Annotated in this window: 23 protein-coding genes; 13 read left to right on the forward strand and 10 right to left on the reverse strand. The window is 67.0% G+C overall.

Annotation, left to right across the window (positions count from 1 at the left end; translation table 11 throughout):
* Positions 1 to 9: 9 nt before the first annotated feature.
* On the reverse strand, positions 10 to 1,026 hold the full coding sequence (locus ACZ5MJ_RS19765; RefSeq protein WP_464225308.1) for a tripartite tricarboxylate transporter substrate binding protein: 1,017 nt from the start codon (positions 1,024 to 1,026) through the stop codon (positions 10 to 12).
* 144 nt (positions 1,027 to 1,170) lie between these two features.
* Here ACZ5MJ_RS19765 and ACZ5MJ_RS19770 point away from each other — a divergent pair, with 144 nt between their 5' ends.
* The 4 genes from ACZ5MJ_RS19770 to ACZ5MJ_RS19785 all read left to right on the forward strand — a co-directional run bounded on the left by ACZ5MJ_RS19770 (position 1,171) and on the right by ACZ5MJ_RS19785 (position 5,102).
* Positions 1,171 to 2,112: a LysR substrate-binding domain-containing protein gene (locus ACZ5MJ_RS19770; RefSeq protein ID WP_464225309.1), complete on the forward strand. Its 942-nt coding sequence runs from the start codon at positions 1,171 to 1,173 to the stop codon at positions 2,110 to 2,112.
* Positions 2,113 to 2,501: 389 nt separating this feature from the next.
* Positions 2,502 to 3,935 carry a cytochrome ubiquinol oxidase subunit I gene (locus ACZ5MJ_RS19775; RefSeq protein WP_464225310.1) on the forward strand — a complete coding sequence of 478 codons (1,434 nt, stop codon included), beginning with the start codon at positions 2,502 to 2,504 and terminating at the stop codon, positions 3,933 to 3,935.
* A 4-nt stretch (positions 3,936 to 3,939) separates the two neighbouring features.
* The gene (gene cydB / locus ACZ5MJ_RS19780; protein WP_432262576.1) at positions 3,940 to 4,947 is read left to right on the forward strand and encodes a cytochrome d ubiquinol oxidase subunit II; all 1,008 of its coding nucleotides are present in this window, start codon (positions 3,940 to 3,942) and stop codon (positions 4,945 to 4,947) included.
* Positions 4,947 to 5,102, forward strand: coding sequence for a DUF2474 domain-containing protein (locus ACZ5MJ_RS19785; RefSeq protein ID WP_464225311.1), 156 nt, complete (start codon positions 4,947 to 4,949; stop codon positions 5,100 to 5,102). The genes cydB and ACZ5MJ_RS19785 overlap by 1 nt, the downstream gene beginning before the upstream one ends.
* A 25-nt stretch (positions 5,103 to 5,127) precedes the next feature.
* Here ACZ5MJ_RS19785 and ACZ5MJ_RS19790 read toward each other — a convergent pair whose 3' ends face one another.
* The 5 genes from ACZ5MJ_RS19790 to ACZ5MJ_RS19810 form a co-directional block, all read right to left on the reverse strand.
* Entirely contained in the window at positions 5,128 to 5,892 is a 765-nt protein-coding gene (locus ACZ5MJ_RS19790; protein WP_464225312.1) for a fumarylacetoacetate hydrolase family protein, read from the reverse strand.
* A gap of 92 nt (positions 5,893 to 5,984) precedes the next feature.
* A complete protein-coding gene (locus ACZ5MJ_RS19795) occupies positions 5,985 to 7,433 on the reverse strand; it encodes an MFS transporter (protein ID WP_464225313.1) in 1,449 nt (482 codons plus the stop codon).
* Positions 7,434 to 7,542: 109 nt separating this feature from the next.
* Positions 7,543 to 9,069, reverse strand: a complete 1,527-nt coding sequence (locus tag ACZ5MJ_RS19800; RefSeq protein WP_464225314.1) for an amidase family protein — start codon at positions 9,067 to 9,069, stop codon at positions 7,543 to 7,545.
* A gap of 96 nt (positions 9,070 to 9,165) precedes the next feature.
* Positions 9,166 to 10,470 carry an MFS transporter gene (locus ACZ5MJ_RS19805; RefSeq protein WP_464225315.1) on the reverse strand — a complete coding sequence of 435 codons (1,305 nt, stop codon included), beginning with the start codon at positions 10,468 to 10,470 and terminating at the stop codon, positions 9,166 to 9,168.
* Positions 10,471 to 10,584: 114 nt separating this feature from the next.
* Complete coding sequence (locus tag ACZ5MJ_RS19810) at positions 10,585 to 11,805, reverse strand: pyridoxal-phosphate-dependent aminotransferase family protein (protein ID WP_464225316.1); 1,221 nt, start codon at positions 11,803 to 11,805, stop codon at positions 10,585 to 10,587.
* 190 nt (positions 11,806 to 11,995) lie between these two features.
* Here ACZ5MJ_RS19810 and ACZ5MJ_RS19815 point away from each other — a divergent pair, with 190 nt between their 5' ends.
* From ACZ5MJ_RS19815 to ACZ5MJ_RS19850, 8 genes are all read left to right on the forward strand, one after another.
* Positions 11,996 to 12,715: a GntR family transcriptional regulator gene (locus tag ACZ5MJ_RS19815; protein WP_464225317.1), complete on the forward strand. Its 720-nt coding sequence runs from the start codon at positions 11,996 to 11,998 to the stop codon at positions 12,713 to 12,715.
* A 177-nt stretch (positions 12,716 to 12,892) separates the two neighbouring features.
* On the forward strand, positions 12,893 to 14,950 hold the full coding sequence (locus tag ACZ5MJ_RS19820; RefSeq protein WP_464225318.1) for an alkaline phosphatase family protein: 2,058 nt from the start codon (positions 12,893 to 12,895) through the stop codon (positions 14,948 to 14,950).
* Positions 14,951 to 15,038: 88 nt separating this feature from the next.
* Entirely contained in the window at positions 15,039 to 15,272 is a 234-nt protein-coding gene (locus ACZ5MJ_RS19825) for a hypothetical protein (RefSeq protein ID WP_464225319.1), read from the forward strand.
* A 49-nt stretch (positions 15,273 to 15,321) separates the two neighbouring features.
* A complete protein-coding gene (locus ACZ5MJ_RS19830) occupies positions 15,322 to 17,478 on the forward strand; it encodes a phosphocholine-specific phospholipase C (protein WP_464225320.1) in 2,157 nt (718 codons plus the stop codon).
* A 145-nt stretch (positions 17,479 to 17,623) separates the two neighbouring features.
* Positions 17,624 to 18,511 carry a LysR substrate-binding domain-containing protein gene (locus tag ACZ5MJ_RS19835; RefSeq protein ID WP_464225321.1) on the forward strand — a complete coding sequence of 296 codons (888 nt, stop codon included), beginning with the start codon at positions 17,624 to 17,626 and terminating at the stop codon, positions 18,509 to 18,511.
* Positions 18,512 to 18,623: 112 nt separating this feature from the next.
* Positions 18,624 to 19,325, forward strand: coding sequence for an HAD family hydrolase (locus tag ACZ5MJ_RS19840; protein WP_464225322.1), 702 nt, complete (start codon positions 18,624 to 18,626; stop codon positions 19,323 to 19,325).
* A gap of 4 nt (positions 19,326 to 19,329) precedes the next feature.
* Positions 19,330 to 20,349, forward strand: a complete 1,020-nt coding sequence (locus tag ACZ5MJ_RS19845; protein ID WP_464225324.1) for a M14 family zinc carboxypeptidase — start codon at positions 19,330 to 19,332, stop codon at positions 20,347 to 20,349.
* Positions 20,346 to 21,098, forward strand: a complete 753-nt coding sequence (locus tag ACZ5MJ_RS19850) for an alpha/beta fold hydrolase (RefSeq protein ID WP_464225325.1) — start codon at positions 20,346 to 20,348, stop codon at positions 21,096 to 21,098. Before ACZ5MJ_RS19845 ends, ACZ5MJ_RS19850 begins: the two co-directional genes overlap by 4 nt.
* On the opposite strand, the gene ACZ5MJ_RS19855 is transcribed toward ACZ5MJ_RS19850, so the two are convergent.
* The 4 genes from ACZ5MJ_RS19855 to ACZ5MJ_RS19870 form a co-directional block, all read right to left on the reverse strand.
* Positions 21,084 to 21,671 (reverse strand): TetR/AcrR family transcriptional regulator, encoded by a 588-nt coding sequence (locus ACZ5MJ_RS19855; protein WP_464225326.1) that lies wholly within the window; start codon positions 21,669 to 21,671, stop codon positions 21,084 to 21,086. The two genes, ACZ5MJ_RS19850 and ACZ5MJ_RS19855, sit on opposite strands and share 15 nt — an antisense overlap.
* Before the next feature lie 208 nt (positions 21,672 to 21,879).
* Positions 21,880 to 22,464, reverse strand: a complete 585-nt coding sequence (locus tag ACZ5MJ_RS19860; protein WP_464225327.1) for a copper resistance protein CopQ — start codon at positions 22,462 to 22,464, stop codon at positions 21,880 to 21,882.
* A gap of 412 nt (positions 22,465 to 22,876) precedes the next feature.
* Complete coding sequence (locus tag ACZ5MJ_RS19865; RefSeq protein WP_464225328.1) at positions 22,877 to 23,443, reverse strand: TetR/AcrR family transcriptional regulator; 567 nt, start codon at positions 23,441 to 23,443, stop codon at positions 22,877 to 22,879.
* Positions 23,444 to 23,715: 272 nt separating this feature from the next.
* On the reverse strand, positions 23,716 to 24,075 hold the full coding sequence (locus ACZ5MJ_RS19870) for a hypothetical protein (protein WP_464225329.1): 360 nt from the start codon (positions 24,073 to 24,075) through the stop codon (positions 23,716 to 23,718).
* A gap of 373 nt (positions 24,076 to 24,448) precedes the next feature.
* Between ACZ5MJ_RS19870 and ACZ5MJ_RS19875 the strand changes: the two genes are divergently transcribed.
* Positions 24,449 to 25,441: an alpha/beta hydrolase gene (locus ACZ5MJ_RS19875; protein ID WP_464225331.1), complete on the forward strand. Its 993-nt coding sequence runs from the start codon at positions 24,449 to 24,451 to the stop codon at positions 25,439 to 25,441.
* Positions 25,442 to 25,581 lie beyond the last annotated feature (140 nt).

Genomic DNA, 25,581 nt, shown 5'->3' on the forward strand with positions numbered 1-25,581 from the left:
CGACGGCTATCAGCTTTGCTGCAGCAGTTCTTTCAGCTTGAGGCGCCGGATCAGCTGGGTTTCCTGGTCATAGACGCTGGCCACGTACTTCTTGTACTCAGGACCGTCCAGGTACATCACGGGCGCATCCAGGCGCGCCGCCACTTGCTTGAATTCGTTGCTGGCCACCGCGATGCGGAAGGCGTCGCGCAGCTTCTTCTCCACGGCGGGCGGCAGGCCCTTGGGGGCGCCGATGCCGTTGGGCGCTTCCACCACGACGTTGTAGCCCAGTTCCTTGAGCGTCGGCGTGTCCTTGAAGCGCGTCGCGCGCTGTTCGCCCCAGGTGGCCAGCAGGCGTGCCTTGCCGGCTTCCACGTGCGGCGCCCATGAGCTGGAATCGGCCAGCAGGTCCACCTGCCCGGCCAGCACATCCTGCAGCGCGGCCGCACCGCCCTTGTAGGCGATGGCATTGAACTGGATGCCGGCGGCCAGCGCGAACTGCTCCATGCCGACGTGGGTCGCGCCGCCGATGCCGGCGTGCGCATAGGTGATCTTGCCGGGACTGGCCTTGGCGGCGGCCACCACGTCCTTCAGTGTCTTGAAACGCGAGTTGGCCGGCACGGCGATGCCGAAGGTCTGGCCCGAGGTGCGCGCCAGGTAAGTCAGCTCGGTGCGCGGGTCCAGCTGCAGCATGCCGAGCTGCGAAAAGCGCGTCACCGAAATGGGGATCTGGCCAATGGTGTAGCCGTCCGGATTGGCACGCGCCAGGGCCTTGGTGCCGATCATGCCGGAGGCGCCGGCGCGGTTTTCCACCACGATCGACTGCTTGAGGATGCCGCCGGCCAGCTGGCACAGCGCGCGCATCGACTGGTCGGCGGTGCCGCCGACCGGCCAGGGGCAGATGAAGGTAATGGGACGCTCGGGATACTCGGCGGCCAGCGCCCGCGCGGCAGGCAACAGCACGCCGGCGGTGCCCGCGGCAGCACCCGCCGCGGCACCGATGAGCAGGCGGCGGCGCTTGAGATCGATGGGGAAACCTTGAGTCATTTGCGGGTGTCTCCGATGTTTTGATTATCGGCGGGACCGGCGCAGCCAGCCACGTCATGCCCGCATTCTGTGGCCCCTGAACATAACAATCCAATCGAAAAACGGCATTGCTTCATAACCTTCCGGTTAGGTAGACTGCCGGGCATGGTACAGATCGACCGCGCGCTGCGCTCCAATATCAAGCTGCGCCACCTGCAACTGCTGGTGGCGCTGGATGAATTCCGTCACCTGGGGCGCACCGCGGAATTCCTTTCCGTGAGCCAGCCGGCGGTATCCAAGGTGCTGACCGAAGTCGAAAAGATGCTGGGGCTGGCGCTGTTCACGCGTTCCACCCGCGGCACCGAGCCCACCCCCGCCGGCGAATCGCTGGTGCGCTTTGCGCGCTCGGTGCTGGCCCAGTACGAGCAGACCCGCGACGAGATCGCCGCGGTGCAGAGCGGCGCCTCCGGCCGCATCCGCGTGGGCTCGATGGGCGCGGCGCTGCCAGTGCTGCTGGCACAGGCCGTAGGCGCGCTCAAGCAGCGCCACGCGCGCGCCACCGTGCTGGTGGAGGAAGGCGACCTGACCCACCTGCTGCCCAAGCTGCGCCTGCGCGAGCTGGACCTGATCGTGGGCCGGCTGGAGCCGGGCTACGCCGCGCCGGACCTGCTGACCGAGGCGCTCTACGATGAACCGATGGTGGTCGTGGTCCGGCGCGGCCACTCGCTGGCGCGCAAGGCCCGCCCGAACTGGGCCGACCTGGCCGCAATGCCGTGCGTGCTGCCGCCGCCGTGGGCATCGCTGCGCGTGAAGATCGAACAGGCGTTCTATCGCCACGGCCTGCATCCGCCGCAGGATGTGATCGAGACCTCGTCCTATCTTGGCCAGCTCACTTTTGTCGGCCAGCGCGGGGCGGCCGGCTTCATGGCGGAGTCGGTGGCCCGGTCGCTGCAGGAGGAAGGCCAGTTGCAGGTGCTGAAGATGGCCGTGCCGGTCGACCTGCCCCCGGTCGGCATCATCACGCTGCGTGAGCGGGCGCCGTCGCTCGGCAGTGACCAGCTGGTGGAATGCCTGCGCGCGGCTGCGGCGCAGATCAGGGCCGTCTAATCAGGGCCGTCCAAGGGGCATGCGCCAGCAGCGCCACGCCGGGTACGGCCAGAAGTGTCTGCACGATCTTCTGCGGCGCGCAAAACTGATACGGTATTTTCTCAACGATGTGATGCTGTTCCGCTCCCCGTGGCTCGGTTAGCATGATTGCCATCGACAAGGGTAGCGCGCCGCGTGAAGCGGCGCCGGAGGCACCGGGTGCGGCGATATGTCACCCACACGCCACCGCCGGCAGCGCTGCCCTTTGCCGCGCGCGCGGCGTACACTACGCTTTACCGCACGCGCCTACGGCCCGCGCCCCGGCGCGCCCTGTCGACCGGCCCGGCCTGCCAGACGGCAGTGCCGCGCTCGTCCAAGGCGTGCGCCAGGCCAGCGCCACGGAGAACAACATGTTTGGTTTGACCGCGCTAGACCTCGCCCGCACCCAGTTTGCCTTCACGATTTCCTTCCACATCATTTTTCCGGCGATCACCATCGGCCTGGCCGCCTACCTGGCGGTGCTGGAAGGCTGCTGGCTGCGCACGCAGCGCCCGCATTACCGCGACCTCTATCACTTCTGGTCCAAGATCTTTGCCGTCAATTTCGGCATGGGGGTGGTGTCCGGGCTGGTGATGGCCTACCAGTTCGGCACCAACTGGAGCTTTTTCTCGGAGTTCGCGGGCAGCATCACCGGGCCGCTGCTGACCTATGAGGTGCTGACCGCCTTCTTCCTGGAAGCGGGCTTCCTGGGCGTGATGCTGTTCGGCTGGAACCGCGTCGGTCCGGGGCTGCATTTCTTTGCCACGGTGATGGTGGCGCTTGGCACGCTGATCTCGGCCACGTGGATCCTGGCCTCGAACAGCTGGATGCAGACGCCGGCCGGGTTCGAGATCATCAACGGCCGCGTGGTGCCGACCAACTGGTTCGAAGTCATCTTCAACCCGTCGTTCCCCTACCGCCTGGTGCATATGAGCGTGGCGGCCTTCCTGGCCACGGCGCTGTTCGTCGGCGCGTCGGCCGCCTGGCACCTGCTGCGCGGGCGCGACAACCCTGCCATCCGCAAGATGCTGTCGATGGCGATGTGGATGCTGCTGATCGTCGCGCCGATCCAGGCCGTGATCGGCGACATGCACGGCCTGAACACGCTCCAGCACCAGCCCGCCAAGATCGCGGCGCTGGAAGGCCACTGGGAAAACCATGGCAATGAAGGACTGCCGCTGCTGCTGTTCGGCTGGCCCGACATGAAGCGCGAAGAAACGCGCTTCGCGGTGGAAGTACCGCGCCTGGGCAGCCTGATCCTGACCCATACCTGGGACGGGCAGATCAAGGGCCTGAAAGAGTTCGCGCCGCAGGACCGGCCCAATTCCACCATCCTGTTCTGGTCGTTCCGCGTCATGGTCGGGCTGGGGCTGCTGATGATCCTGCTGGGCGTGTGGAGCCTGCTGCTGCGCCGGGGCGAACGCCTGTACCAGTCCCGCGCCTTCCTGCGCATGGCGCTATGGATGGGTCCCACCGGCCTGCTCGCCATCCTGGCCGGCTGGTTCACGACTGAAATCGGGCGCCAGCCGTGGGTGGTCTACGGGCTGCAGCGCACGGCCGACGCGGTGTCGCCGCACGGCGTGCCCGAGCTGGCGGTGACGCTGGCGATCTTCGTGGCGGCGTATTTCTTCGTGTTCGGCGTGGGCATTGCCTACATGATGCGGCTGGTGCGCAAGGGCCCGGCCATGGAAGCGCCCAAGCCGGAAGGCGGCCCCGGCCGCGAGCATACGCCGGCGCGGCCATTGTCAGCGGTGGACGACGATGAAGTGCTCGCCCCCGCCACCACTGCACGCACCCGGAGCTGACACCATGGGCATCGACCTTTCGCTTCTCTGGATCGTCATCATCTTCTTCGGCGTGATGATGTACGTGGTCATGGACGGTTTCGACCTGGGCATCGGCATGCTCTATCCGTTCGTGCCGGACCGGCATGACCGCGATGTGATGATGAACACGGTGGCGCCGGTCTGGGACGGCAACGAGACCTGGCTGGTACTGGGTGGGGCCGGGCTGCTGGCGGCGTTCCCGCTGGCCTATTCGGTGGTGCTGAGCGCGCTCTACCTGCCGCTGATGCTGATGCTGCTGGGCCTGATCTTCCGCGGCGTGGCGTTCGAGTTCCGCTTCAAGGCCAACGACCGCGAGCGTCCGGTGTGGGACGCCTCCTTCATCCTGGGCTCGGCCACGGCCGCGTTCTTCCAGGGCGTGGCGCTGGGCGCCTATATCGACGGCATCAAGCTGGACGGCCACCGCTTTGCGGGCGGGCCGCTGGACTGGCTTGCGCCCTTCCCGCTGTTCTGCGGCGTCGGGCTGATGGTGGCCTACACGGTGCTGGGCAGCACCTGGCTGATCATGAAGACCGAAGGCGACCTGCAGCAGCGCATGATCCGGCTCACCGGCACGCTGGCGTGGGTGCTGCTGGCGGTGATTGCCGTGATCAGCTTGTGGACGCCGCTGACGCACCCGGAAATTGCCGAGCGCTGGTTCCGCCTGCCCAACCTGTTCTGGTTCTCGCCGGTGCCGATCCTGGTGGCGCTGTGCATGGTCATGCTGATGCGCGCGCTGCGGCGCGAGCCCAATATCTCGCCGTTCATGTACGCGTTGGGGCTGGTGTTCCTGGGCTACAGCGGGCTGGCGATCAGCGTCTGGCCCAATATCATCCCGCCGGGGATCTCGATCTGGGACGCCGCGGCGCCGCCGCAAAGCCAGGGCTTTGCGCTGGTGGGGGCGCTGTTCATCATCCCCTTCATCCTGATGTACACGGTGTGGGCCTACTACGTGTTCCGCGGCAAGGTCCGCCACGGCGAGGGCTATCACTGATGGATACAGAGCGCTCGGGTCGGAGCGCCAGCAAAGACAGCTGGCTGCGCCGCGTCGGCTGGCTGGTGCTGATCTGGGCCGCCAGCGTGGCGGCACTGGGCGTGGCCGCGTGGGTGCTGCGGCTCATCATGCAGGGCGTCGGCTTCCGCAGCTGACGCCCCGCGCTCCGGTCAGTCGTCTTCAGAGCTGGACCGAGGCCTGGCCGATGCCGTCGAACTCCGCGGTCACGAGGTCGCCCGCGGATGCATCCAGGATGCCGACCCAGGTGCCGGTGGTGACGACCGTGCCGGCCTCCACGCGTCGGCCTTCGCGCGTGGCGTGACGCAGCCAGGCCACCAGACCATAGGCCGGATCGCCCAGCGCATGGCTGCCGCGACGCTCGATCGTTGCCGCGCCGATCTGCACCCGGCAACGCTGTGTTTCCCAATCGCGCGCGGCATAGTCGCGCCACGCGCCCAGCACCAGCGCGCCGTGGGCCTGCAGGTCGGCCAGCTTCAGCAGCGCGGGCGCGGCCACGTACTGCTGCCAGCGCGAATCGACGACTTCAATGGACACGGCCATCGCATCGACCAGCGCAGCCGCGCCGGCGTAATCGAGGCTGGCCGCTTGCGCGGCGTCCACGCCCCGCCCTAGCCGCAGCGCGATCTCGGCCTCGATGCCGCGCCATGTGAAGGGCCAGTCGCCGGCTTGCGCGGGGCTGGTCCAGACGCCGGCTGACGGAAGCTGCGCATGGGTCAGCGTGGCCTCGCGTGACGCCCCGCCGGATTTCCAGTAGCCGGCGCCGCCCTCTTGCCAGCCCAGCGAATGCGCCACCATGGACTGGACGGCGTAGGCCTGGCCTGCGTTCTCAATTGCGGTGGCGAACGGCTCCACATCGGCGCAACGGTGCTCACGCCGCGCGCTGAGCAGGGCCTGCGCGACCCGGTCAATATTGCTTGCTGTCATGCCTTGGGTATTTCCTTGAATGAGGGATGCATATCACCCGGTGAACCGCTCCCGGCGAGCGCGCACCGCACGCCGCCGGGAGCGGACCGGTCTCAGGAGCCGCTTGCGCTGGCGGTACTGCCGCTGACCGTCGGCACGGCTTCGTCGTCGGCAGCGGTCTCGCCCATGGCGCGCCCGAAGGTTTCCGGCGCGAACTGCACGCTCAGCGCAAACACGGCATACATTGCCGCCAGCATGCTGAACATGCCGCCAACGCCGTAGGTTTCAAACACGCGCCCGCTGACCAGCGGCGTCAGCGCCCCCGCCAGCGTGCCGAGCGCCAGGATCAGCGAAGTGCCGAACGCACGCACGTGGGTAGGATACTGCTCCGGCGCGAAGATCCAGATCGAGGTGTTCAGCAACACCACGCAGAACGTAAAGGCCGCGCCGAACAGCAGCACCAGCGCTACGTTAAACGTCAGGAAGCCAAAGCACAGCCCGGCCGCGCAGGCCAGCCCGGCGCCCACGGTCAGCACCCGCTTGCGCGGAATGTGATAGCCGCAGTACGAGGCCGCGAGCGCGCCGAACAGGCTGCCGCTCTGCATCACCATGGTGAAGAGGAAGCTCTTGGAGATGGTGTAGCCCTGCGACATCAGGATGGTCGGCATCAGCGTCAGCACCGAGATCTGCGCGCCGTAGGTCATCGACACGGCGATGCCCAGCGCGATCGTGCGCCGTCCCAGCCGGCCCTTGAAGATATCGCTCAGCCGCACCCTGGTGCGCGGGGCCTCTTCCTGCATTGCGGCCTTGATATAGGGCGTCGGCTCGCCGTCGAGCTTGCCCAGCCGGCCCGATGCAAGCACCGACAACACCCGGTTGGCATCGTCCACGCGCCCCTTGGACAACAGGAAGCGCGGCGTCTCCGGAATGAAGCGCCGGTAGAACACAACGAAGAACGCCGGCAGCACCAGGCAGGCAAAGAGCCAGCGCCAGCTGTCCGGGCCCGGAAACATGGCGAAGACCGCCAGGCCGAAGGCCGGCGCCAGCATGTTCCCGAATCCGCCGCTGCCCACGCTGACCAGGCCCACAGCAGTACCGCGGAAGCGGGTCGAGCACAGTTCGGCCAGCATGGTCACGGCAATCGAGATCTCGCCGCCCAGGCCGATGCCGACGATAAAGCGGCCCGCCGCCAGTACCCCGTAGTTCGGTGCCAGCGCGCAGATGATGGCGCCCAGCGTGAACAGCAGCAGGTTGGCGCTCAGCATCGTGCGCCGGCCATAGCGGTCCGCGATATAGCCGGAGCCGATGCGTCCCAGCGCGGCGGCACTGAAGGTCAGCGTATTGAGAAAGCCGATCTGCGCCACCGAAATGCCCCACTGCTCGCGCAACATGGGGCCGATCAGGCCGACGGCGTTCTGCTCGAACACATCGAACATCACGCCAAGCATGATCATGAAGATGATCTTCTTGTGCGAAGCCGTCACCCCGATGCCATCCATGGCCCGGTCGAGCTCATGCTGCTGTGGCGAATTCGGTGATTGAACTACAGTTTCTGCGCCCATCTTTGTCTCCTCCTCGGTTCGAGGTTGTCGCGGTGTGTCCGCAACCTTGTCGCCGCCGTGATCGGCTGGCACTTGTAGAGCAGCGATAAAACTTCGTTCCTGAGCGCGCCTATTCCAGCGCGGGCGTCGAGTGTGGCGGCCGGCGCGCGCGCAAGGCCTGCTCGGCCGCATACGCCAGCCGTATCAGCACGGGTTCGGTGAACGGCAGGCCAAAGAACTCCAGCCCTACCGGCACACCCTGGGGGGCATTGCCGTCCGGCGCCGAGAATCCGGCCGGAATGACGATGGCCGGGAAGCCGGTGGCCGATGCCAGCACGCCGTTGCGCTCTGCCTGGGTCTCGCCGACCGGCACCACCAGGCGCCGCTGGTGCGGGAATGCCAGGGCATCAAGCCGGTGCCGCGCCATCAGGTCCCGCAGCCGCTGGCGCAAGGCCTGCTGGCGCTGCAGGCGTTCGCGGTATTCCTCTTCCTGCCCGCTCAGCGCCACTGCGGTGGTAAGGGTTCCCGCCACGCTTGGATGGACAGAGCCGGCAGCGATGATGTCCTTCATCGATCGCACCGGCACGCCCGGTGGCAGCCCTGCCAGGTAGGCATCCAGATCGCGTTCCATCTCGTAGTGGTGCACAAGCGTGGAGGCCAGCAGCTCGTCCGGGCTGATGGCATCTTCAATGGCGACCAGTTCGGCGCCTTGTGCAGCGATGATGGCCAGCGCTTCCTGCATCACGGCGTTGACGGGACGGTGCACATCCTGGTCGCCGAAGAAGTGTCGCAGCACGCCGATACGCGCGCCCTTGAGCCCGTCGCGGTCAAGGCTGGCGGCATAGCTCTGCGGGATGTGGGGCGCGCCCTCGCTGGTGACCGGGTCGGCCGGGTCATAGCCGGCGATGACGTCGAGCAGCAGCGCGGTATCAGCGACGGTGCGGGTGATCGGGCCGATGGTGTCCTGCGTCAATCCGCAAGGGACCAGCCCCGCCCGACTGATCAGCCCCATGGTCGGGCGCAGGCCGACCAGGTTGTTGGCCGATGCCGGCGAGCGGATCGAATTGACACCGTCGGTGCCAATGCCAAGCAGGCCGAAGCTGGCTGCGATGCCGGCGCCGGTGCCGCCGCTGGAACCGCCGGGCGTACGCGTCAGGTCATAGGGATTGAGGGTCTGGCCAGACAAGGTGCTGATCGTCTCGCCGCCGGAGGCCAGCTCATGCAGGTTGGTCTTGGCCAGGATGATGGCGCCCGCCTCGCGCAGGCGGCGGATGACGAAGGCATCGTTGGTGGACAGGTTGCCGCGCAGGCAGGCTGCGCCGGCAGTGGTTTCCATGCCGCCGCACTCGATGTTGTCCTTGACCAGCACGGGGATGCCTTGCAACGGCGCCAGCGCCTGCGATGGATTGCGCGCAGCCACGGCGTCGATGTGCGCGGCTTCGTCGAGCGCCTTTGGGTTGATCCGAAGGACGCTGCGCAGGGCGGGACCGTTCTGGTCATAGGCCGCGATGCGGTCCAGGCATGCGCTGGCCAGTTGGCGCGCCGTCAGCGTGCCGTCGCGCATCGCGGCATGCGCGCTGGCCACGGTGGCTTCCACCACACTGAACCGCGCGTGATGGCCCGGGTTGTCCGGCGCCAGTTCGTATGAATTTTTCATCAAGAGAGTCTTCCATGCGCCGGCAAAGGCGCGAAATGCTTGCGAGGTGGCGGGCAGGCGGGGCAGCGGCACGGCGCCGCACCCCGCTTTGTCTCGCTATCGGTTGACCAGGCGGGCAGGGATGGTCCAGATGCAGAACGCACCCAGCATCAGCATCCCGGCGATCATGAAGTAGGCGCTGTTGCCGCTCTGGGTCACGTCCCGCAGGTAGCCGATCATATAGCCGCTGGTAAAGCCCGCGAGGTTGCCGATCGAGTTGCTCATGGCGATGGCCGTGGCCGCCGCCGCGCCGCTCAGGAAAGCCGTCGGCAGCGACCAGAACAACGGCGTGCAGGTCAGGATGCCGGCCGCGGCGATCGACAGGAACACCAGCGACAGCACGGTGCTGTGCATGACCCAGGGCAAGGCCAGGAAACCGATCGCCCCCATCATGCACGGGATGATCAGGTGCCAGCGCCGCTCGCGATGCTTGTCGGCACTGCGGCCGAAGAAGTACATCGCGACAATCGCCGCCATATACGGAATCGCGCTCAGCAAGCCGATATGGAACGGGTCGCTGACACCGGTCGACTTGATGAAGGTGGGCAGCCAGAGCGTGATGCCGTACTGGCCCGTGACATAGCAGAAGCAGATCAGGCTGATCAGCCAGACGCGCGGATCGGTAAAGACCTTGCCGACGCGTGCCTGCGGGTCCGCCACCTTGACGTCCTCCGTCTTGGCCAGCTCAAGCACCTGCTTCTCCTCGCTGGTCAGCCATTTGGCCTTGGCAATCGAGTTGTCCAGGTAGTAGAAGCAGAAGCATCCCAGCAACACCGCCGGCACCGCCTCGATGAAGAACATCCATTGCCAGCCGCCCAGCCCACCCACGCCGGCCATGCTGCCCATCAGGTAGCCCGACAGCGGATTGCCGATGATGCCGGACAGCGGCGAGCCCATGCAGTAGATAGCCATGATCTTGGCGCGCCGGTGCGACGGGTACCAGCACGACAGGTAGTAGACGATGCCTGGCGTGAAGCCGGCTTCTGCCAGGCCCAGCAGGAAGCGCAGCGTATAGAACTGGGTTGGCGTCTGCACGAACGCGAAGCACGCAGAGAGTAATCCCCATGTGATCATGATCCGGCCGATCCAGATCTTGGCGCCGAACTTGTGCAATGCCAGGTTGCTCGGCACCTCGAACAGGAAGTAGCCGATAAAGAAAATCCCGGCGCCCAGGCCGTAGACGGTCTCGCTGAAGCCCAGTTGCTGCGACATCTGGAGCTTGGCAAAACCTACGTTGACACGATCGAGATAAGCGATCAGGAAGCAGACCATCAGAAATGGCACCAGCCGCCAGCTCACTTTGCGATAGGTCGCATCCTCGAACGTCCTGATCTTTGCTCCTGCCTGCAGGGTCGTATCCACAGCGTCTCCTCTGTTTTTTTATCGGGTACGGCAGTGCTGCGCTGATCCATTGCGATCAGTCCGGCGGGGGCATGGCGCACGCGCCTGCCCCCGTCGCGGATGGAAGTGGCTGCGTCAGGCGGCGGCCTTGAGCTGCAGCGGCGTGGCGTGTGCGGCCAGATAGTCCATGGCGGCAACGGTGCCGCTTGCAGCGACCGGCACGCCCGAGATCTTCAGGCCCATTTCACAGCCGGCCAGCGTGGCCATCAGCGTGAGGTCGTTGCAGTCGCCCAGATGGCCGATGCGGAACATGCGGCCCTTGACCTTGCCCAGGCCGGCGCCGAGCGACATGTTGAAGCGGTCATAGATGTGCCGGCGCACCACGTCCGCGTCGACCCCGTCGGGCATCATCACGCCGGTCAGCACCGGACTGTAGACGGCCGGGTCCGCGCACTGGATCTCCAGGCCCCAGGCATTGACCGCGCGGCGGCAGGCTTCGGCCAGGCGCTGGTGGCGGGCAAACACGTTATCCAGCCCCTCCTCCAGGATCATGTCGAGGGCTTCGGACAGGCCATAGAGCAGGTTCGTGCTGGGGGTATAGGGCCAGTAGCCGGTCCGGTTCATCTCGATGATCTCGTTCCAGCCCCAGAAGCTGCGCGGCAGCCGGGCCGAGCGGGAAGCTTCGATGGCCTTGGGCGACAGCGCATTGAAGCTGATCCCCGGCGGCAGCATCAGACCCTTCTGCGAGCCCGACACGGTCACGTCCACGCCCCACTCGTCATGGCGGTAGTCGGCGGACGCCAGCCCTGAGATGGTGTCGACCAGCAGCAGCGCCGGGTGTCCGGCCGCGTCGATGGCGCGGCGCACGGCGGCGATGTCCGAGGTGACGCCGGTCGAGGTCTCGTTGTGCACCACGCACACGGCCTTGATCGCATGCGCGGTATCGGCGCGCAGGCGGGCCTCGATCATGTCGGCACGCACGCCGTGGCGCCAGCCCTCCACGCCCGGCAGGCCAAGGAACTCGGGCCGGATGCCCAGGTTCTCGGCCATCTTCTTCCACAGCGTGGCGAAGTGACCTGTTTCAAACATCAGCACCGTATCGCCGGGGCTCAGCGTGTTCGACAACGCCGCTTCCCAGGCACCCGTGCCGGAAGCCGGATAGATCACTACCGGGTGTTCGGTCTTGAAGATCTTCTTGATGCCGGCCAGCACCTTCAGGCCCAGCGCGCCAAACTCGGGGCCGCGGTGGTCGATGGTCGGGTAGCTGATGGCGCGCAGGATGCGGTCGGGAACGGGGCTCGGCCCGGGGATCTGCAGGAAGTGGCGGCCGGCGGGGTGGAAGTTGAGATTCAGCATTGGACTCCTCTTGTTGAGTTTTGCATGCAAAATACTCTACCAAAGACGCGACGGAAAAGCAGGGGAAATTTCGGGTAATTTTCCTAGCGTTTACCCCGCATTGCCACGCTGCATAAGGGTTTACTTGCGTTTTTGAGTTTCTGTTAAGCGTCTGCTAAAATTGCATTCAATCATGTCATAGGACTTTTGAATGCAAACTAACGCCAGTTTCGACACGGATTTGCCGGCCCGGGTACTGCCCAAGGTCGAACGGCAACGCTTGCACGACACCGTGGTCACCCACCTGCGCACGCTGATCGTCGAGGGTGCGCTGGAGCCTGGGCGCAAGCTCAACGAACGCGAACTGTCCGAGACCCTGGGCATCTCCCGCACCCCGCTGCGCGAAGCCCTGAAGGTGCTGGCGGCAGAAGGCCTGATCGATATCTCGCCCAATCGCGGGGCGAGCGTCTCGCGCCTGTCCGCGACCGAGATCCGCGACACGTTCGAACTGTTGAGCAACCTGGAGGCGTTTTCCGGCGAACTGGCCTGCGAGCGCATCACGGCCGTCGAACTGGCCGAAATCAAGGCGCTGCACTATGCCATGCTGGCCTGCCGCGTCAACGAAGACCTGCCTGGCTACTACCGCCTGAACCACCAGATCCACGACCGCATCAACCTGGCGGCCCGCAACGCGGCGCTGCGCCAGACTTACCTGTCGGTGAACCGGCGGCTGCAGGCGCTGCGCTTCCGCTCCAACTTCCGCAAGCCGAAATGGGACAGCGCCATCCACGACCATGAAGAGATGCTGACCGCACTCGAAGCGCGCGATGGCAAACGGCTTGCCGCGATCCTGCGCCAGCATCTGCTGGACAAGCGCGACGCGGTGCTGCTGATGCAGGCGGGCGAGGCCGACGACACGCCGCAGGCATAAGACGCACACATCTCAGTCACCTCAAGAATCCGAATAGCCCCATCAGCATTCTTTGCCCCGCTGTCACTGCGGTGACAACCCCGGTTCTTACTCTGCGAACGCATTGCGGCAAACGCAATTCGCCACGCGGCACTTGCCGCCGGCACACAACAACGCAGATGAACAGGGGAATGAAAGATGGCAGGGAACCTTGCACCGGGCAGGCTGGCGGGGATGGCGCGCGGCCGTGTGCTGGCCGGCACCGTGATCGCCACGCTGGCCGCGACGCTGGCCGGCTGCGGCGGCGGCGGTGACACCGCGACGACGGTCGCTCCTAGCGATACCAACACGAGCAAGCCGTCTCCCGGGCCGGACCGTCCCAGCGGCCCGCGCGTGCTGCTGGTCGGCGTGGACGGCGCCACCTATGCGCAGTTGCAAGGTGCGATCCTGCGGCGCGAGCTGCCCAACCTGGCCAGCCTGAACCTGGTGCCGGCCGCCACCGGCGGCATGCCTGGCACGATCACCGCCCAGCCGCCGCTGGACGCGCCCAGCTGGGCCTCGGTGCTGACCGGCGCGTGGGCCAACCGCCATGGTATCTACGACGATACCGGCAGCGCCACGCTGCAGGCGCCCACCCTGTTCCGCTACCTGCGCGCGGCCGGCAAGCCCGGGCTGCAGCAAGGTGCGTCCACCAGTTCGCCGACGCTGCCGGTACTGCTCAAGAGCGAGAAGGACGCGGGCGTGCTCGATACGCTGATCGACTGCGCCGGCGTGGATAGCTGCGTCACGCAGAATGCCCTGCAGCAGGTGCGCTCCGGCTATGGCGTGGTGTTCGCGCAATACAGCGCACCGGCCCAGGCGGCGCAAGACAGCGGCTTCGGCAACGGCGCCTATGCCACCGCACTCAGCGCGATGGACAAGGCGCTGGGCGAACTGCTGGCCGCCGTGGCCACGCGCCGCCAGGCGCAGGCGGGCGAAGACTGGCTGGTGATGGTCACCACCAGCCACGGCCTGGATGCCACCGGCGCCACCACCACGGTGCCCACCGTGGAGAACCGCACCGCGTTCCTCGCCACCAACAAGACCCTCAACAGCGCGCTGGCAAAGTCCGGCGCCGCGGCACCGGATACGCCGGCGGACCTGTCCGCGCTGCCGACCGAAGCCGATATCGTGCCCACGGTGCTGGCCCATGCCGGCGTAGCCCTCGACCCCGCCACCACGCGGCTGGACGGTTCGGCACTGACCACCGCGACCGCGGGCGTGCGCGCCATCGGCGCCACCATCGGCCAGTACAACGATTCGATCACGCTGACCTGGCAAAACCCGACCGCTGCCTCGGGCGTCACGCGCGTGCTGCGCGACGGCGTGCAGATCGCCGCGCTGGGACCAGACGTGCGCCAGTTCACCGACAAGGCCTTCGACATGGCCACGGGCCTGTACCAGTTCAACTACACGCTGGTGCGCAACGACGTGCCGGTGTCGTACCTGGCGCAGATCCACTACGTCAAGCCGGTCACGCTGGCGCCCACGTTGCTCAACGGGCTGGCCACGTACTTCAGCCTCGACAGCAAGCCGTTCACCGACGCGAAGAACGCCGCCACGCTCGGCCCGTGGGTGGCAAGCCTTGACGGCGGCACGCTGGCTGCCGACAACTTCAGCGGTCAGTCGCTGCAGCTGGACTCGCGTGTCGACAGCTACAAGCTTGCGTACAACGCCGCCGATATCGCGCAAAGCCCGCAGTTCACCATCGGTTTCTGGTTCCGCACCGACTGCACCCAGGGCAACGGCACCGGCGAGCCCATCCTCTCCAACAAGAACTACATCTCGGGCGGCAACCCCGGCATTGCCATCGCCCTGTTCGGCAGCTGCGAGATCCGCTTCAACCTGGGCAGCGGCGGCGGCAAGCGCGACGACATCAACGGCATGAAGGTGTCGGCCAACCAGTGGGCCTACCTGGCACTGTCGGTCGACGCGGCGGCCAAGCGCTTCAGCGCCTATGTCATCGATCCGGTGCTGGGCGTGCAGAAGACCGAGAACAAGGCCATTGCCAACACCGACGTCACCAAGCTGGCCGGCCTCGGCACCGGCTGGGGCGTCAACGACGATGCCACCCATAACTACGTGGGCAACAACCCAGGCTCGCTCAAGGGCGTGATGGGCTTCAACGACCTGGCGATGTGGACACGCGTGCTGTCGCTGGATGAGCTGAACACCATCACCGGCGCACGCCAGCCGCTGTCCACCCTGAACCCGTAAATCCGGCCAGGAACCCGTTTCGTGGTGAAACGGGTTCCTCACCGGCCATGACCCTCCCCCGCCCGATCCCCTGCAGGAGATTGACACCATGACCATCCGACTTTCCACCCTGGCACGGCCGCACTGGCTGGCCGCCCTGCTGCTGAGCGCGGCGCTCGCCGCCTGCGGCGGCGACTCCGGCGAAAGCCCGAGCGCCTCGCCCACCGCGGCGCCGACCACCCCGGGCGCCCCTGGCACCGGCGGCAACCCCGGCCAGGGGAATGGCAGCGACCGGCCTGGCGAAACGCCTGCCACCAAGCCGCAGCTGCGCTGCGCCCCCTGAAGCCGGGCCCGCCCTGCCTTCCTTCCCGAAACCACCCGGCACAGAATCCATGAACCCGCAAAGCAGACGCAACTTCCTCAAGCTCGCCGGCGGCAGCGCCGCCGCCACCGCCGCGCTGGCGGCCTTCCCGCCGTCCATCCGCCGTGCACTGGCAATCCCGGCCAACAACGCCACCGGCACCATCCGCGACGTCGAGCACGTGGTCATCCTGATGCAGGAAAACCGCTCGTTCGACAATTACTTCGGCACGCTGCGCGGCGTGCGCGGTTTTGGCGACCGTTTCCCGATCCCGCTGGCGGGCGGCCTGAACGTCTGGCAGCAGACCTATACCAACGGCAGCACCACCCGCACCGTGCTGCCCTACCACCTGGACAGCAGCGCCGGCAACGCGCAGCGCGTCAGCGGCACGCCGCACTCATACCCGGACGCCCAGAACGCCTGGGACCTGGGCCGCATGAACAAGTGGCCGACCTACAAGCAGACCCAGTCGATGGGCTACTACACCGAGGCCGAGCTGGACTTCCAGACGGCCCTGGCCAATGCCTTTACGCTGTGCGACGCCTACCATTGCGGCTTCCACGGCGGCACCAACACCAACCGGCTGTTCCACTGGACCGGCACCAATGACCCCAGCGGGAACAACGGCGGCCCGGTGATCGACAACAGCGGCGATTCCTTCACGGGCTCGAACAAGCCCTATACCTGGACGACCTACCCGGAGCGCCTGGAAGCAGCCGGCGTGAGCTGGAAGGTCTACCAGAACATGCCGGACAACTTCACCGACAACCCGCTCGCGGGTTTCAAGCAATACCGCGACGCCAACGCCGCGCGCGGCAACCAGGCCAACGGCAGCCCCTACCCGGCCTACACCAGCGCCGACGACACCATCAGCCCGCTGCTCAAGGGCGTGGCCAACACCATGCCCGATGGCGGCTTCCTGCAGTCGCTGCGCGACGATATCGCCGCGGGCAAGCTGCCGCAGGTGTCGTGGATCGTGGCCCCGGCGACGTATTCGGAACACCCCGGGCCTTCCAGCCCGGTGCAGGGTGCCTGGTATACGCAAGAGGTGCTCAACGCCCTGACGGCAAACCCCGCGGTCTGGAGCAAGACCGTGCTGCTGATCAACTTCGACGAAAACGACGGCTTCTTCGACCACGTGCCGCCGCCGTGCGCGCCCGCCTTCGACGGCGACACGCTGGCCGGGGCCACCACGCTCCCGCTCGACCAGGTCCGGCCGGAATACCACGTCGACAGGCATCCCTACGGCCCCGGCCCGCGCGTGCCGATGTACGTGGTGTCGCCCTGGAGCCGCGGCGGCTGGGTCAACTCGCAGGTGTCCGACCACACCTCGGTGCTGCGCTTCCTGGAAGCCCGTTTCGGCGTGGCCGAGCCCAATATCAGCGGCTTCCGCCGCGCGGTGGCGGGCGACCTGACCTCGGCCTTCAATTTTGTCAGCCCGAACACCAACCCGCTGCCCACGCTGCCCAATCGCGACAAGGCCAGCGCCGACGCCATCCGCGCCGCGCAAGGCGTGCTGCCGCAAGTGCCGCTGCCCGCGGCCGGCAGCCAGCAGATGCCGCAGCAGGACACCGGCACGCGCCCGTCGCGCGCCCTGCCCTATGAGCTGCACGTAAGCGCCCGCGAAGACGCCCGCGACCAGCGCGCGCTTTGGCTGCTGTTCAGCAACACCGGCACGGCGGCGGCGGTCTTCCACGTCTACGACCGCCTGCACCTGGACCGCGTGCCGCGCCGCTATATGGTCGAGCCGGGCAAGGAGCTGAATGGCAGCTGGGATGTCTTTGCCACCGACGGCGGCAAGTACGACCTGTGGGTGCTTGGCCCCAACGGCTTCCACCGCGCCTTCCGCGGCAACGTGGCGGCCGTGACGGCGGCGGGTGCCTGCGCGCCGGAGATCCGCGTCTGCTATGACATCGCCAACGCCGCGGTGTACGTGGACATGATCAACACCGGCAGCGCCCCCTGCACCTTCACCGTGACGGCCAATGCCTACCGCACCGACGGTCCGTGGACCTATGAGGTGCCGGCCGGCATGCAGCTGCAGCAGCACTGGCCCGCGGCCCGCCAGGGCAACTGGTACGACTTCACCGTCACCACCGCGCAAGGCGGCTTCACGCGGCGCTTTGCCGGGCGCATCGAGACCGGCAAGGACAGCGTGTCCGATCCGGCGATGGGCCTCGCCGGCTGACGCTGCAACCGCCTGACGGGCATCACCGCGCCCGCCCCGGCCGATGGCCGCGGGCGGGCGTAGCCGTTTTGTCATATTGGCCCGCTAGACTGCGCGGTCGACCGGACCTGTCCGGCCCGTTCCCTCAATTTCCCCGCGGATAACCATGCTCGGCGACCTGCTGATGACCTTTTTCGAAGTGGCGCGCCAGGGCAGCATCACCATGGCGGCCCGGCAGTTGCGCATCAGCCAGCCTACCGTCACCGGCCGCATCCGCCAGCTGGAAGAGACCTATGGCGTCGAACTGTTCCACCGCCGCGCCAGCCGCGTCGACCTGAGCGACGTGGGTGTGGCGCTGATGCCGGTGGTCGAGCAGCTGATGCAGCAGGAAGGCAATGCCGACTACCTGCTGCGCAACGCCGGCAACCTGCGCTTCGGCAACCTGCGCATCGGCGCCACCGGCCCCTACTACATCCTGCGCGCGATGGCGGCGTTCCGGCAGCGCTACCCGGCCATCGACGTCAGCCTGGACATCGGCAACTCGCAGCAGATGCTGGAGGCGCTGTTCGAATACCGCATCGACGCCGCGGTGTCGTCGCACCCGGTGGACGACGACCGGCTCGCCTGCGTCCGGCTGGCGTCGGACGCGATGGTGCTGGTGGTCCATCCGGACCACGCGCTGGCGCGGCTGCCGCAGGTTGCGCTGCCGCAACTGAGCGGCTGCCACCTGCTGGTGCGCGAGCACGGCTCGATGACGCGCAAGGCCACCGAGACGGCGCTGGCCGCGTGCGGGCTGGAACTGCCGCCGCACACCGTGATCGGCAGCCGCGAAGCCATCTACGAGGCCATCCGCCAGGGCCTGGGCGCGAGCGTGGTGCCGCTGGGTGAGGTGCCGCGCGACCCGTTGCTGCGCGTGGTGCCGTTCGCACAGGGCGCGCCAGTGCTGCACGAATACCTATACTGCCTGCAGAGCCGTCGCGAGACCCGGCTGGTCGGCGCCTTCCTGGAGTGCGTGGCGCCCGAAGCGCCGGCTGCCGCGGCTCACGCCGCCTGAAGCCCGCTTGCATAAAGCGCCGATGCCGGTATCGGAAAACTTGGGTCCTTCATCACCGCGCGGTCACCACGCCGCGCCAAGCTTGCCGGTTTCGCCAACGGAGCCATCCCGCATGCCCGCCGCACCCCGACTTGCCCTGTTTGACCTGGACCACACCCTGCTGCCGCTGGACAGCGAGTATGAATGGGCACGCTACCTCGTCGCCGTGGGCGGCGCCGATGCGGCCGAGATCGATGCGCACAACACGCGCTGGCTGGCCGCCTACCAGGCGGGGCGCCTGGACTTTGCCGCCCACGCGCGCTTTGCCCTGGGCCTGCTGGCGCGCCACCCGCGCCAGCGCCTGACGCAATGGCGCGCGGACTTCATGCGCGAGGTCATCGTGCCCGCCATCCAGCCGGCCGCGCTGGACCTGCTGGCCCGCCACGTCAGCGCCGGCGACCTGTGCTGCATCGTCACCGCAACCTGCCGCTTTGTCACTGAGCCGATCGCACGGCAGCTGGGCGTGCCCCACCTGCTGGCGGTGGAGGCTGAACACGACGCGCACGGCGAGTTCACGGGCGCGCTGGCCGGCGTGCCGGCCTTTGGGCCGGGCAAGGTGCTGCGCGTGATGGCGTGGCTCGATACGCTGGGCATTGCGCACACGGCGCTGGCGCAGGCCACGTTCTACAGCGACTCACGCAACGACCTGCCGCTGCTCGAAAGCGTCGGCCACCCGGTGGCGGTCAATCCGGACCCTGCCCTGCGCGACACCGCCGAGGCACGCGGCTGGCCGGTCCTGCAGCTGTTCGACACGGCAGGCGTGCCGGCCGCCTGATCCCATGCACCCGCGCGCCGGCTTCCCCGAGTATGACCAGCTGCTGACCTTGCTGGATGCGGGCAGCCACGTGCTGGATACGCGGGTGATGTGCGAGACCACCATGCAGGGCCGTCGCTTTGCCGTGCATGTCGCCGCGCTCGGCAGCCGCGATCCCGATGCCCCGGCGATCGGCATCTTCGGCGGCATCCATGGGCTGGAACGCATCGGCACGCAACTGGTGCTGGACTACCTGCGCTCGGTGCTGTGCCGCCTGGCCTGGGATGAGCTGCTGCACCGCGAACTGCAGGCGGTGCGGCTGGTGTTCATGCCGATCGTCAACCCCGGCGGCATGTGGGCCGGCACGCGTGCCAACCCCAACGGCGTGGACCTGATGCGCAACGGCCCGCAGGATGCCGATGCGCACGTGCCCTTCCTGGCCGGCGGCCAGCGCATCGGCGCCTGGCTGCCCTGGTACCGCGGCCCGGCGGGCGCGCCGATGGAAGTCGAAAGCCGCGCGCTGCTGCGCGTGGTGCAGGAAGAGCTGCTGCCGCGCCCGCTCAGCTTCGCGGTGGACTGCCATTCCGGCTACGGCTGGCGCGACAGCATCTGGTTCCCGTACGCGGGCACGCACCGGCCGATGGCGCACCTGCCGGAGATGTACCTGCTCAAGACCCTGTTCGAGCAGGCCCACCCGCACCACGGCTATACCTTCGAGCCGCAAAGCCACCAGTACCTGGTGCACGGCGACCTGTGGGACCACGCCTATGACCTGGCGCCGCAGGGCAACCTGTTCCTGCCGATGACGCTGGAGCTGGGCTCCTGGCTGTGGATCAAGAAAAACCCGCGCCAGCTGTTCTCGCGCGAGGGCATCTTCAACCCGATCAAGGCGCACCGCACCGCGCGCGTGCTGCGCCGGCACGTCAGCCTGTTCGACTTCCTGGGCCGCGTCGCCTTTGCGCCGGACCGGTGGCTGCCGCGCGGCACGCAACGCGACCAGTTGCTGCAGCAGGCGCGCGCGCACTGGACGGAGCCGACGCCATGAGCCGGTGGGTATTCTTGCGGGGACTGACACGGGAATCGCGCCACTGGGGAACGTTGCCGGCGCAATGGGAGGCGACCGGGCTGGGACGCCCGCTGCTGCCGGACCTGCCGGGCAACGGCGCGCTGTCCGCGCAGCCGGCGCCGTGGAGCGTGCGGGAGATGGTCACGGCGGTGCGGCGCCAGTTGTCGGCCGCCGGTGTGCCGGGACCATACCGCGTGCTGGCCATGTCGCTTGGCGCGATGGCCGCGACCGAGTGGGCCAGCGCGTATCCGGAAGAGATCGACAGGCTGGTGCTGGTCAATACCAGCATGCGGCCCTTCTGCTCGCCGGCGCAGCGGCTGCGTCCGCGCAACTGGGGCAAGCTGCTGCGCGTGGCGCAGCGCTGGCACGATCGCGCGTACTGCGAGCGCACCATCCACGCCATCACCTGTGCGCGCACCGATACGCTGGCAAGCGATATCGCACGCTGGCAGGCGATTGCCGCGGACGCACCAGTCACCCGGCAGTCAGCGCTGGCGCAGCTGCTGGCCGCGGCCCGCTACCGGGCACCCGCCGGCGCGCCGCACTGCCCGGTGCTGCTGCTCGCGTCGGCAGCCGACCGCCTGGTCAACCCGGCATGTTCGGCGCACATTGCGCAAGCCTGGGGCGCGCCACTGCTGACGCACCACTGGGCCGGGCATGACCTGCCCCACGATGATCCGCAATGGCTATGCGATGCCGTCGCGCGCGCAGTGTCAGGCCTCGGCTAGCGCTTCCTCTACCGGCATCGCGCTGGTCAGCAAAGCCGCCGCGGCGTCGAGCCGGTCAGGCGTGCCGAACAGCCTTGCACTGATCAAGCCGTGCTGCAACCCGCCATACGCCACCTGAGCCATCTGCTGCGGGGGCACCGGGTATGGCGCCTTGCGCTGCGCGGCGGCGCGTTCGAACAAGTGGGCCAGCCATTGCTCATTGAGGCGGATAAAGTCCTGCATCGCGGCGCGCACGGTGTCTGGCAGCAGCAGCACGTCCGCCGAAAGCATGCCCACCAGGCAGGCCTGATCGGTGCCGACACCCGCGCGCAAAGGCGCAAGGTACTGCCGCGCCTGCTCGGCAGGCGGCAGGCTGGCGTCGATCGCCCGCAGGCGCGCCTGCCTGCGGGCGCTGTATTCGCGCACCGCTTCCAGCACCAGGTCGTCCTTGGACGGGAAGTAATAATGGATGCTCGAGGTCTTGACCCCGACCAGTTCGGCCAGGTCACGGTAGCTGAAGCCGTTGAACCCACTGCGGCGGATCAGCACCAGCGCATGTTCGACCAGTTGCTCGCGTACGGATCGGGTGTTCATGGCAACAACTCCTCGTTTTGCCACCGCGCCGTTCAGGCCGGCAGCGTTTGTGCGATCACGGTGATGAGGGACCCGCTCACAAGGCAAAGCCCTACCCATCCACCAAGGATCAATGCAGTGTCACGCCAACGCATGATCAACTCCGGGGGCCGGGGCGCTCGCTTGCGCCCCGGCGGTTTTCAGGGGCCGGCGGGAAGCCGGCCGGCTATCAGGCGATGGCGCCGTCGGTATAGGGGTCAGCCTTGCCTGCGCGTGCACCATCGGTGTACGGGTCGAAGCTGCGCGACGGTTCGGCCGACACGCCGCGGCGATCCAGGCCTGCTACCGTGCGGGCGCCATCCGTGTACGGGTCAAACTTGCCAACGCGTGCGCCGTCGGTGTACGGGTCGAAGCTGCGTGCAGGTTCGGCCGAGACGCCGCTGCGATCCAGGCCGGCTACCGTGCGGGCACCGTCCGTGTACGGATCAGACTTGCCAACGCGCGCGCCGTCGGTGTACGGGTCGAAGCTGCGTGCGGGTTCGGCCGACACGCCGCGGCGATCCAGGCCGGCTACCGTGCGGGCACCGTCCGTGTACGGATCGGCCTTGCCAGCGCGCGCGCCTTCGGTGAACGGATCGAACTTGCCGGTGCGGGCGCCGTCCGTGAAGGTGTCGAACTTGCCGGTGCGGAAGGTGTAGCCATACTTGTCGCCAGTGAAGGTGCTGTTCTGCACGCCGGCGGCTTGCGCCACGCCGCCTGCAAGCGCAGCGGCAAGGGTGGCAGCGGTAATCAGGGTCTTGGTGATCTTGGTCATGATGGGCTCCAGGGTGCGATGTATCGGGATCGCTTCAATTCGGTATCAGTGGCTGTTGCAGTCGCTCTTTCGATCCCGCATCTACTAGTAGATAGATAACCAGTCTCGAAAAAATGACCGCTTCCGGTCATGCAATGGGATCGCCACGTTTTCGCCTTGTCTTGCTTGTTGCTGGCGGTGCAGCGCTTCCATGGGTCTTATACTATCTACTACTAGGTAGAGAGTCAAGGAAAAACATTTCTATCGGCCCGATAGCATTTCCCCTTTCTGGAGTTATGTTTTTGTTTTAAAACGGTTTTCCACCGTTCCCAACCAATGCGCGATGCCTCGGCAGCCCGCCATGAGAAAAGCCGCCATGCGGCTTGCGCCACATGACGGCTTCAAACGCGCCACTGATATCGCGCGCGGTAACTCAGCCGGCGACGGCGGCCATCAGCGTGTCGGCCGCGGCCTCGACCCGGTCAGACGTCCCGAACAGGCGCGCCGCGATCAGCCCGCTCTGCAACGAGCCAAACACCACCTGCGCCAGCCGCGCCGGCGGCACCGGGAACGGTGCGCTGCGATGGGGCTGGGCGCGCTCCAGCAAGCCGGCCAGCCATTGCTCGTTCAGCAGGTAGAAGCCCTGCAGCATCTTGTGCACGGGCTCAGGCAGGCACAGGGTCTCGGTCGACAGCATGCCGCACAGGCAAATCTGGTCCGAGCCGCAACTGGCGCGGAACGGCGCCAGGTAGATGGCGGCCTGCTCCGTGACTGGCAGCTTGGTGTCGATGGACCGGATGCGCTCGGCCAGGCGGGCGCTGTATTCCTTCACCGCCTCCTGGACCAGGTCCTCCTTGGTCGGGAAGTAGTAGTGGATGCTGGAGGTCTTGACCCCCACCAGTTCCGCCAGGTCGCGATAGCTGAAGCCGTTGAAGCCTCGGCGGCGGATCAGGACCAGGGTGTGCTCGAGCAGTTGCTCGCGTACGGATTGCGTTTTCATGAAAGCAGTTTATCTACGGGAAGATAGACGCTCAAGATGAAATGCCCCCTCGCTGGGGTAATTCCCTAGCCACGGGGCATGCGCTTTATACAAATCAGCCCGGCAGGACCTGCGCGGCGAAGGTGATCATCGAGCCACTCGTCACGCAAAGCACCAGCCATCCGCCAAGCAACAGGATGCTGTCACGCAAACTCATGATGGACTCCATCGGACGGCAGTCCCCTGGACCGCCGCCGTAAGGTTGTTGGCCGCCGGCCTATGGCCGGTAGCAATCAGGCCAGGGCGCCGTCCGTGTACGGGTCGAAGCTGCGGGCCGGCTCGGCCGAGACGCCGCTACGATCCAGGCCCGCCACAGTGCGGTAGCCCTCCGTGTAGGGATCGGTCTTGCCGACACGTGCGCCGTCGGTGTACGGATCGAACTTGCCGACGCGTGCGCCTTCCGTGAACGGATCGAACTTGCCGGCGCGGGCGCCTTCGCTGAAGGTGTCGAACTTGCCGGTGCGGAAGGTGTAACCGTACTTGTCGCCGGCGGCGGTGCTGTCCTGCACGCCAGCGGCTTGCGCCACGCCACCAGCCAGTGCTGCGGCAAGGGTGGCGGCGGTAATCAGGGTCTTGGCGAACTTGGCATTCATGATGGGCTCCTTGGGGACGATATTTCGTCAGTCGGTATCAGTGGCTTCCAGCCGGTCGCTTCACAGGCTCACATCTACTAGTAGATAGATTGCCGGGCCTGAAAAAATGACCGCTCAGGTCATGCGATGGAATCGCCACGTTTCCGCCCCTTGTTGCTGGTCTGCGGCGGTGCAGCGGTGCCATGGACTCAATGCTATCTACTACTAGGTAGATAGTCAAGGCAAAAATTTTCTATCGCCCCGATAGCCACGTCCTGCTCCCTACACAGGTGCACCAGGCATCACTGCGAGGCATGGCGGCAAATGAACATTTCTTCACTTGAATGCCATGGCCTGCTAGCCTGAAGAGGACAACCCGACCGCCACCGCGCCCATGCCTTCCGGCCCCCGCCCCGATCATCCGCCCCGTTACCGCTGGCTCGCCGCCGCCGTAGGGCTCGGGCTTGCCGCCGGTGTTGCGCGGCATCTGCTGTTTCGTGCGGTAGAGCGCAAAGCCTTTGTCACCCCGACGGATGAAACAAGCGGCGCCGCGCCACCGGACAATTCAACCCCTACCGTGCGCCATGCCACGTTCGCCAGCGGCGACCGCATCCTGCACGCCGCGTTCGGGCCGGCCGCCGACGCTGAAGCGCCGGCACTGATGGTGTGTCATGGTGACAACGAATGCCTGCCTGACTGGGCACCGGTACAGGACATGCTGGCCAGCGCGGGCATTGCCTCCTACGTGTTCGATTACAGCGGCTACGGGCACAGCACCGGCCGGCCCAGCGTGCGCCGTCTGCGCGAAGACACGCTGGCCGCATACCGGCAATTCATCGCCGCCACGCCGCAAGCCAGGCGGCGCGTGGTGCTTGGGCATTCGCTGGGCTCTGGCATCCTGCTGGACGTAGCGCGGCGTTTCGATCCGCAGCCCGATGGCTACGTGATTGCCGCAGGTTTCAGTTCGGCGCGCCTGGCCGCCGAGCAGACCGGGCGCGTGCCCGCATGGATCGCGTGGCTGCTGCCGGATCCGTGGAATAACGCCGCGCGCGCGAGCAAGCTGGAACGGCCGCTGCTGGTGGTGCACAGCCGTGACGATGCGGTCATCGTCCCGCCCCACGCCGAACGCGTGGCCAACTCTGCCAGACATCTGCACGCATTGGTCATGCTGGATGCCATGCCGCATGACGCGGCCATCCTCCCCGAGCATATTGAAGCGTTCTGGCTGCCGATCACGCGCTTCGTGCGCGCGCAGGACGGCAGTGCCGCGCAAGCGGTGTTGGCGGGAAACGACACCAGGCAGGATGCAAAACGGGAAGGGAACTGGCGCAGGGCCGGGGAAGGTGCCGACACGCTGGCCACCGCAGGCGGCGAACACAGGGAATAAGACCGCGGCAAGACCGCGGCATCGTCGCAGCGCAATAACAGCACGGCCGGGCCCTGGCCGATTAATCTACCGCAGACTGTCACAAGCGGCAATCATCCTTGTGGGTGAGGCGCCACGGCGAGGTGTCGGCGAGACTTTTT

The sequence above is a fragment of the Cupriavidus sp. LA-1 genome (genome assembly GCF_055385985.1).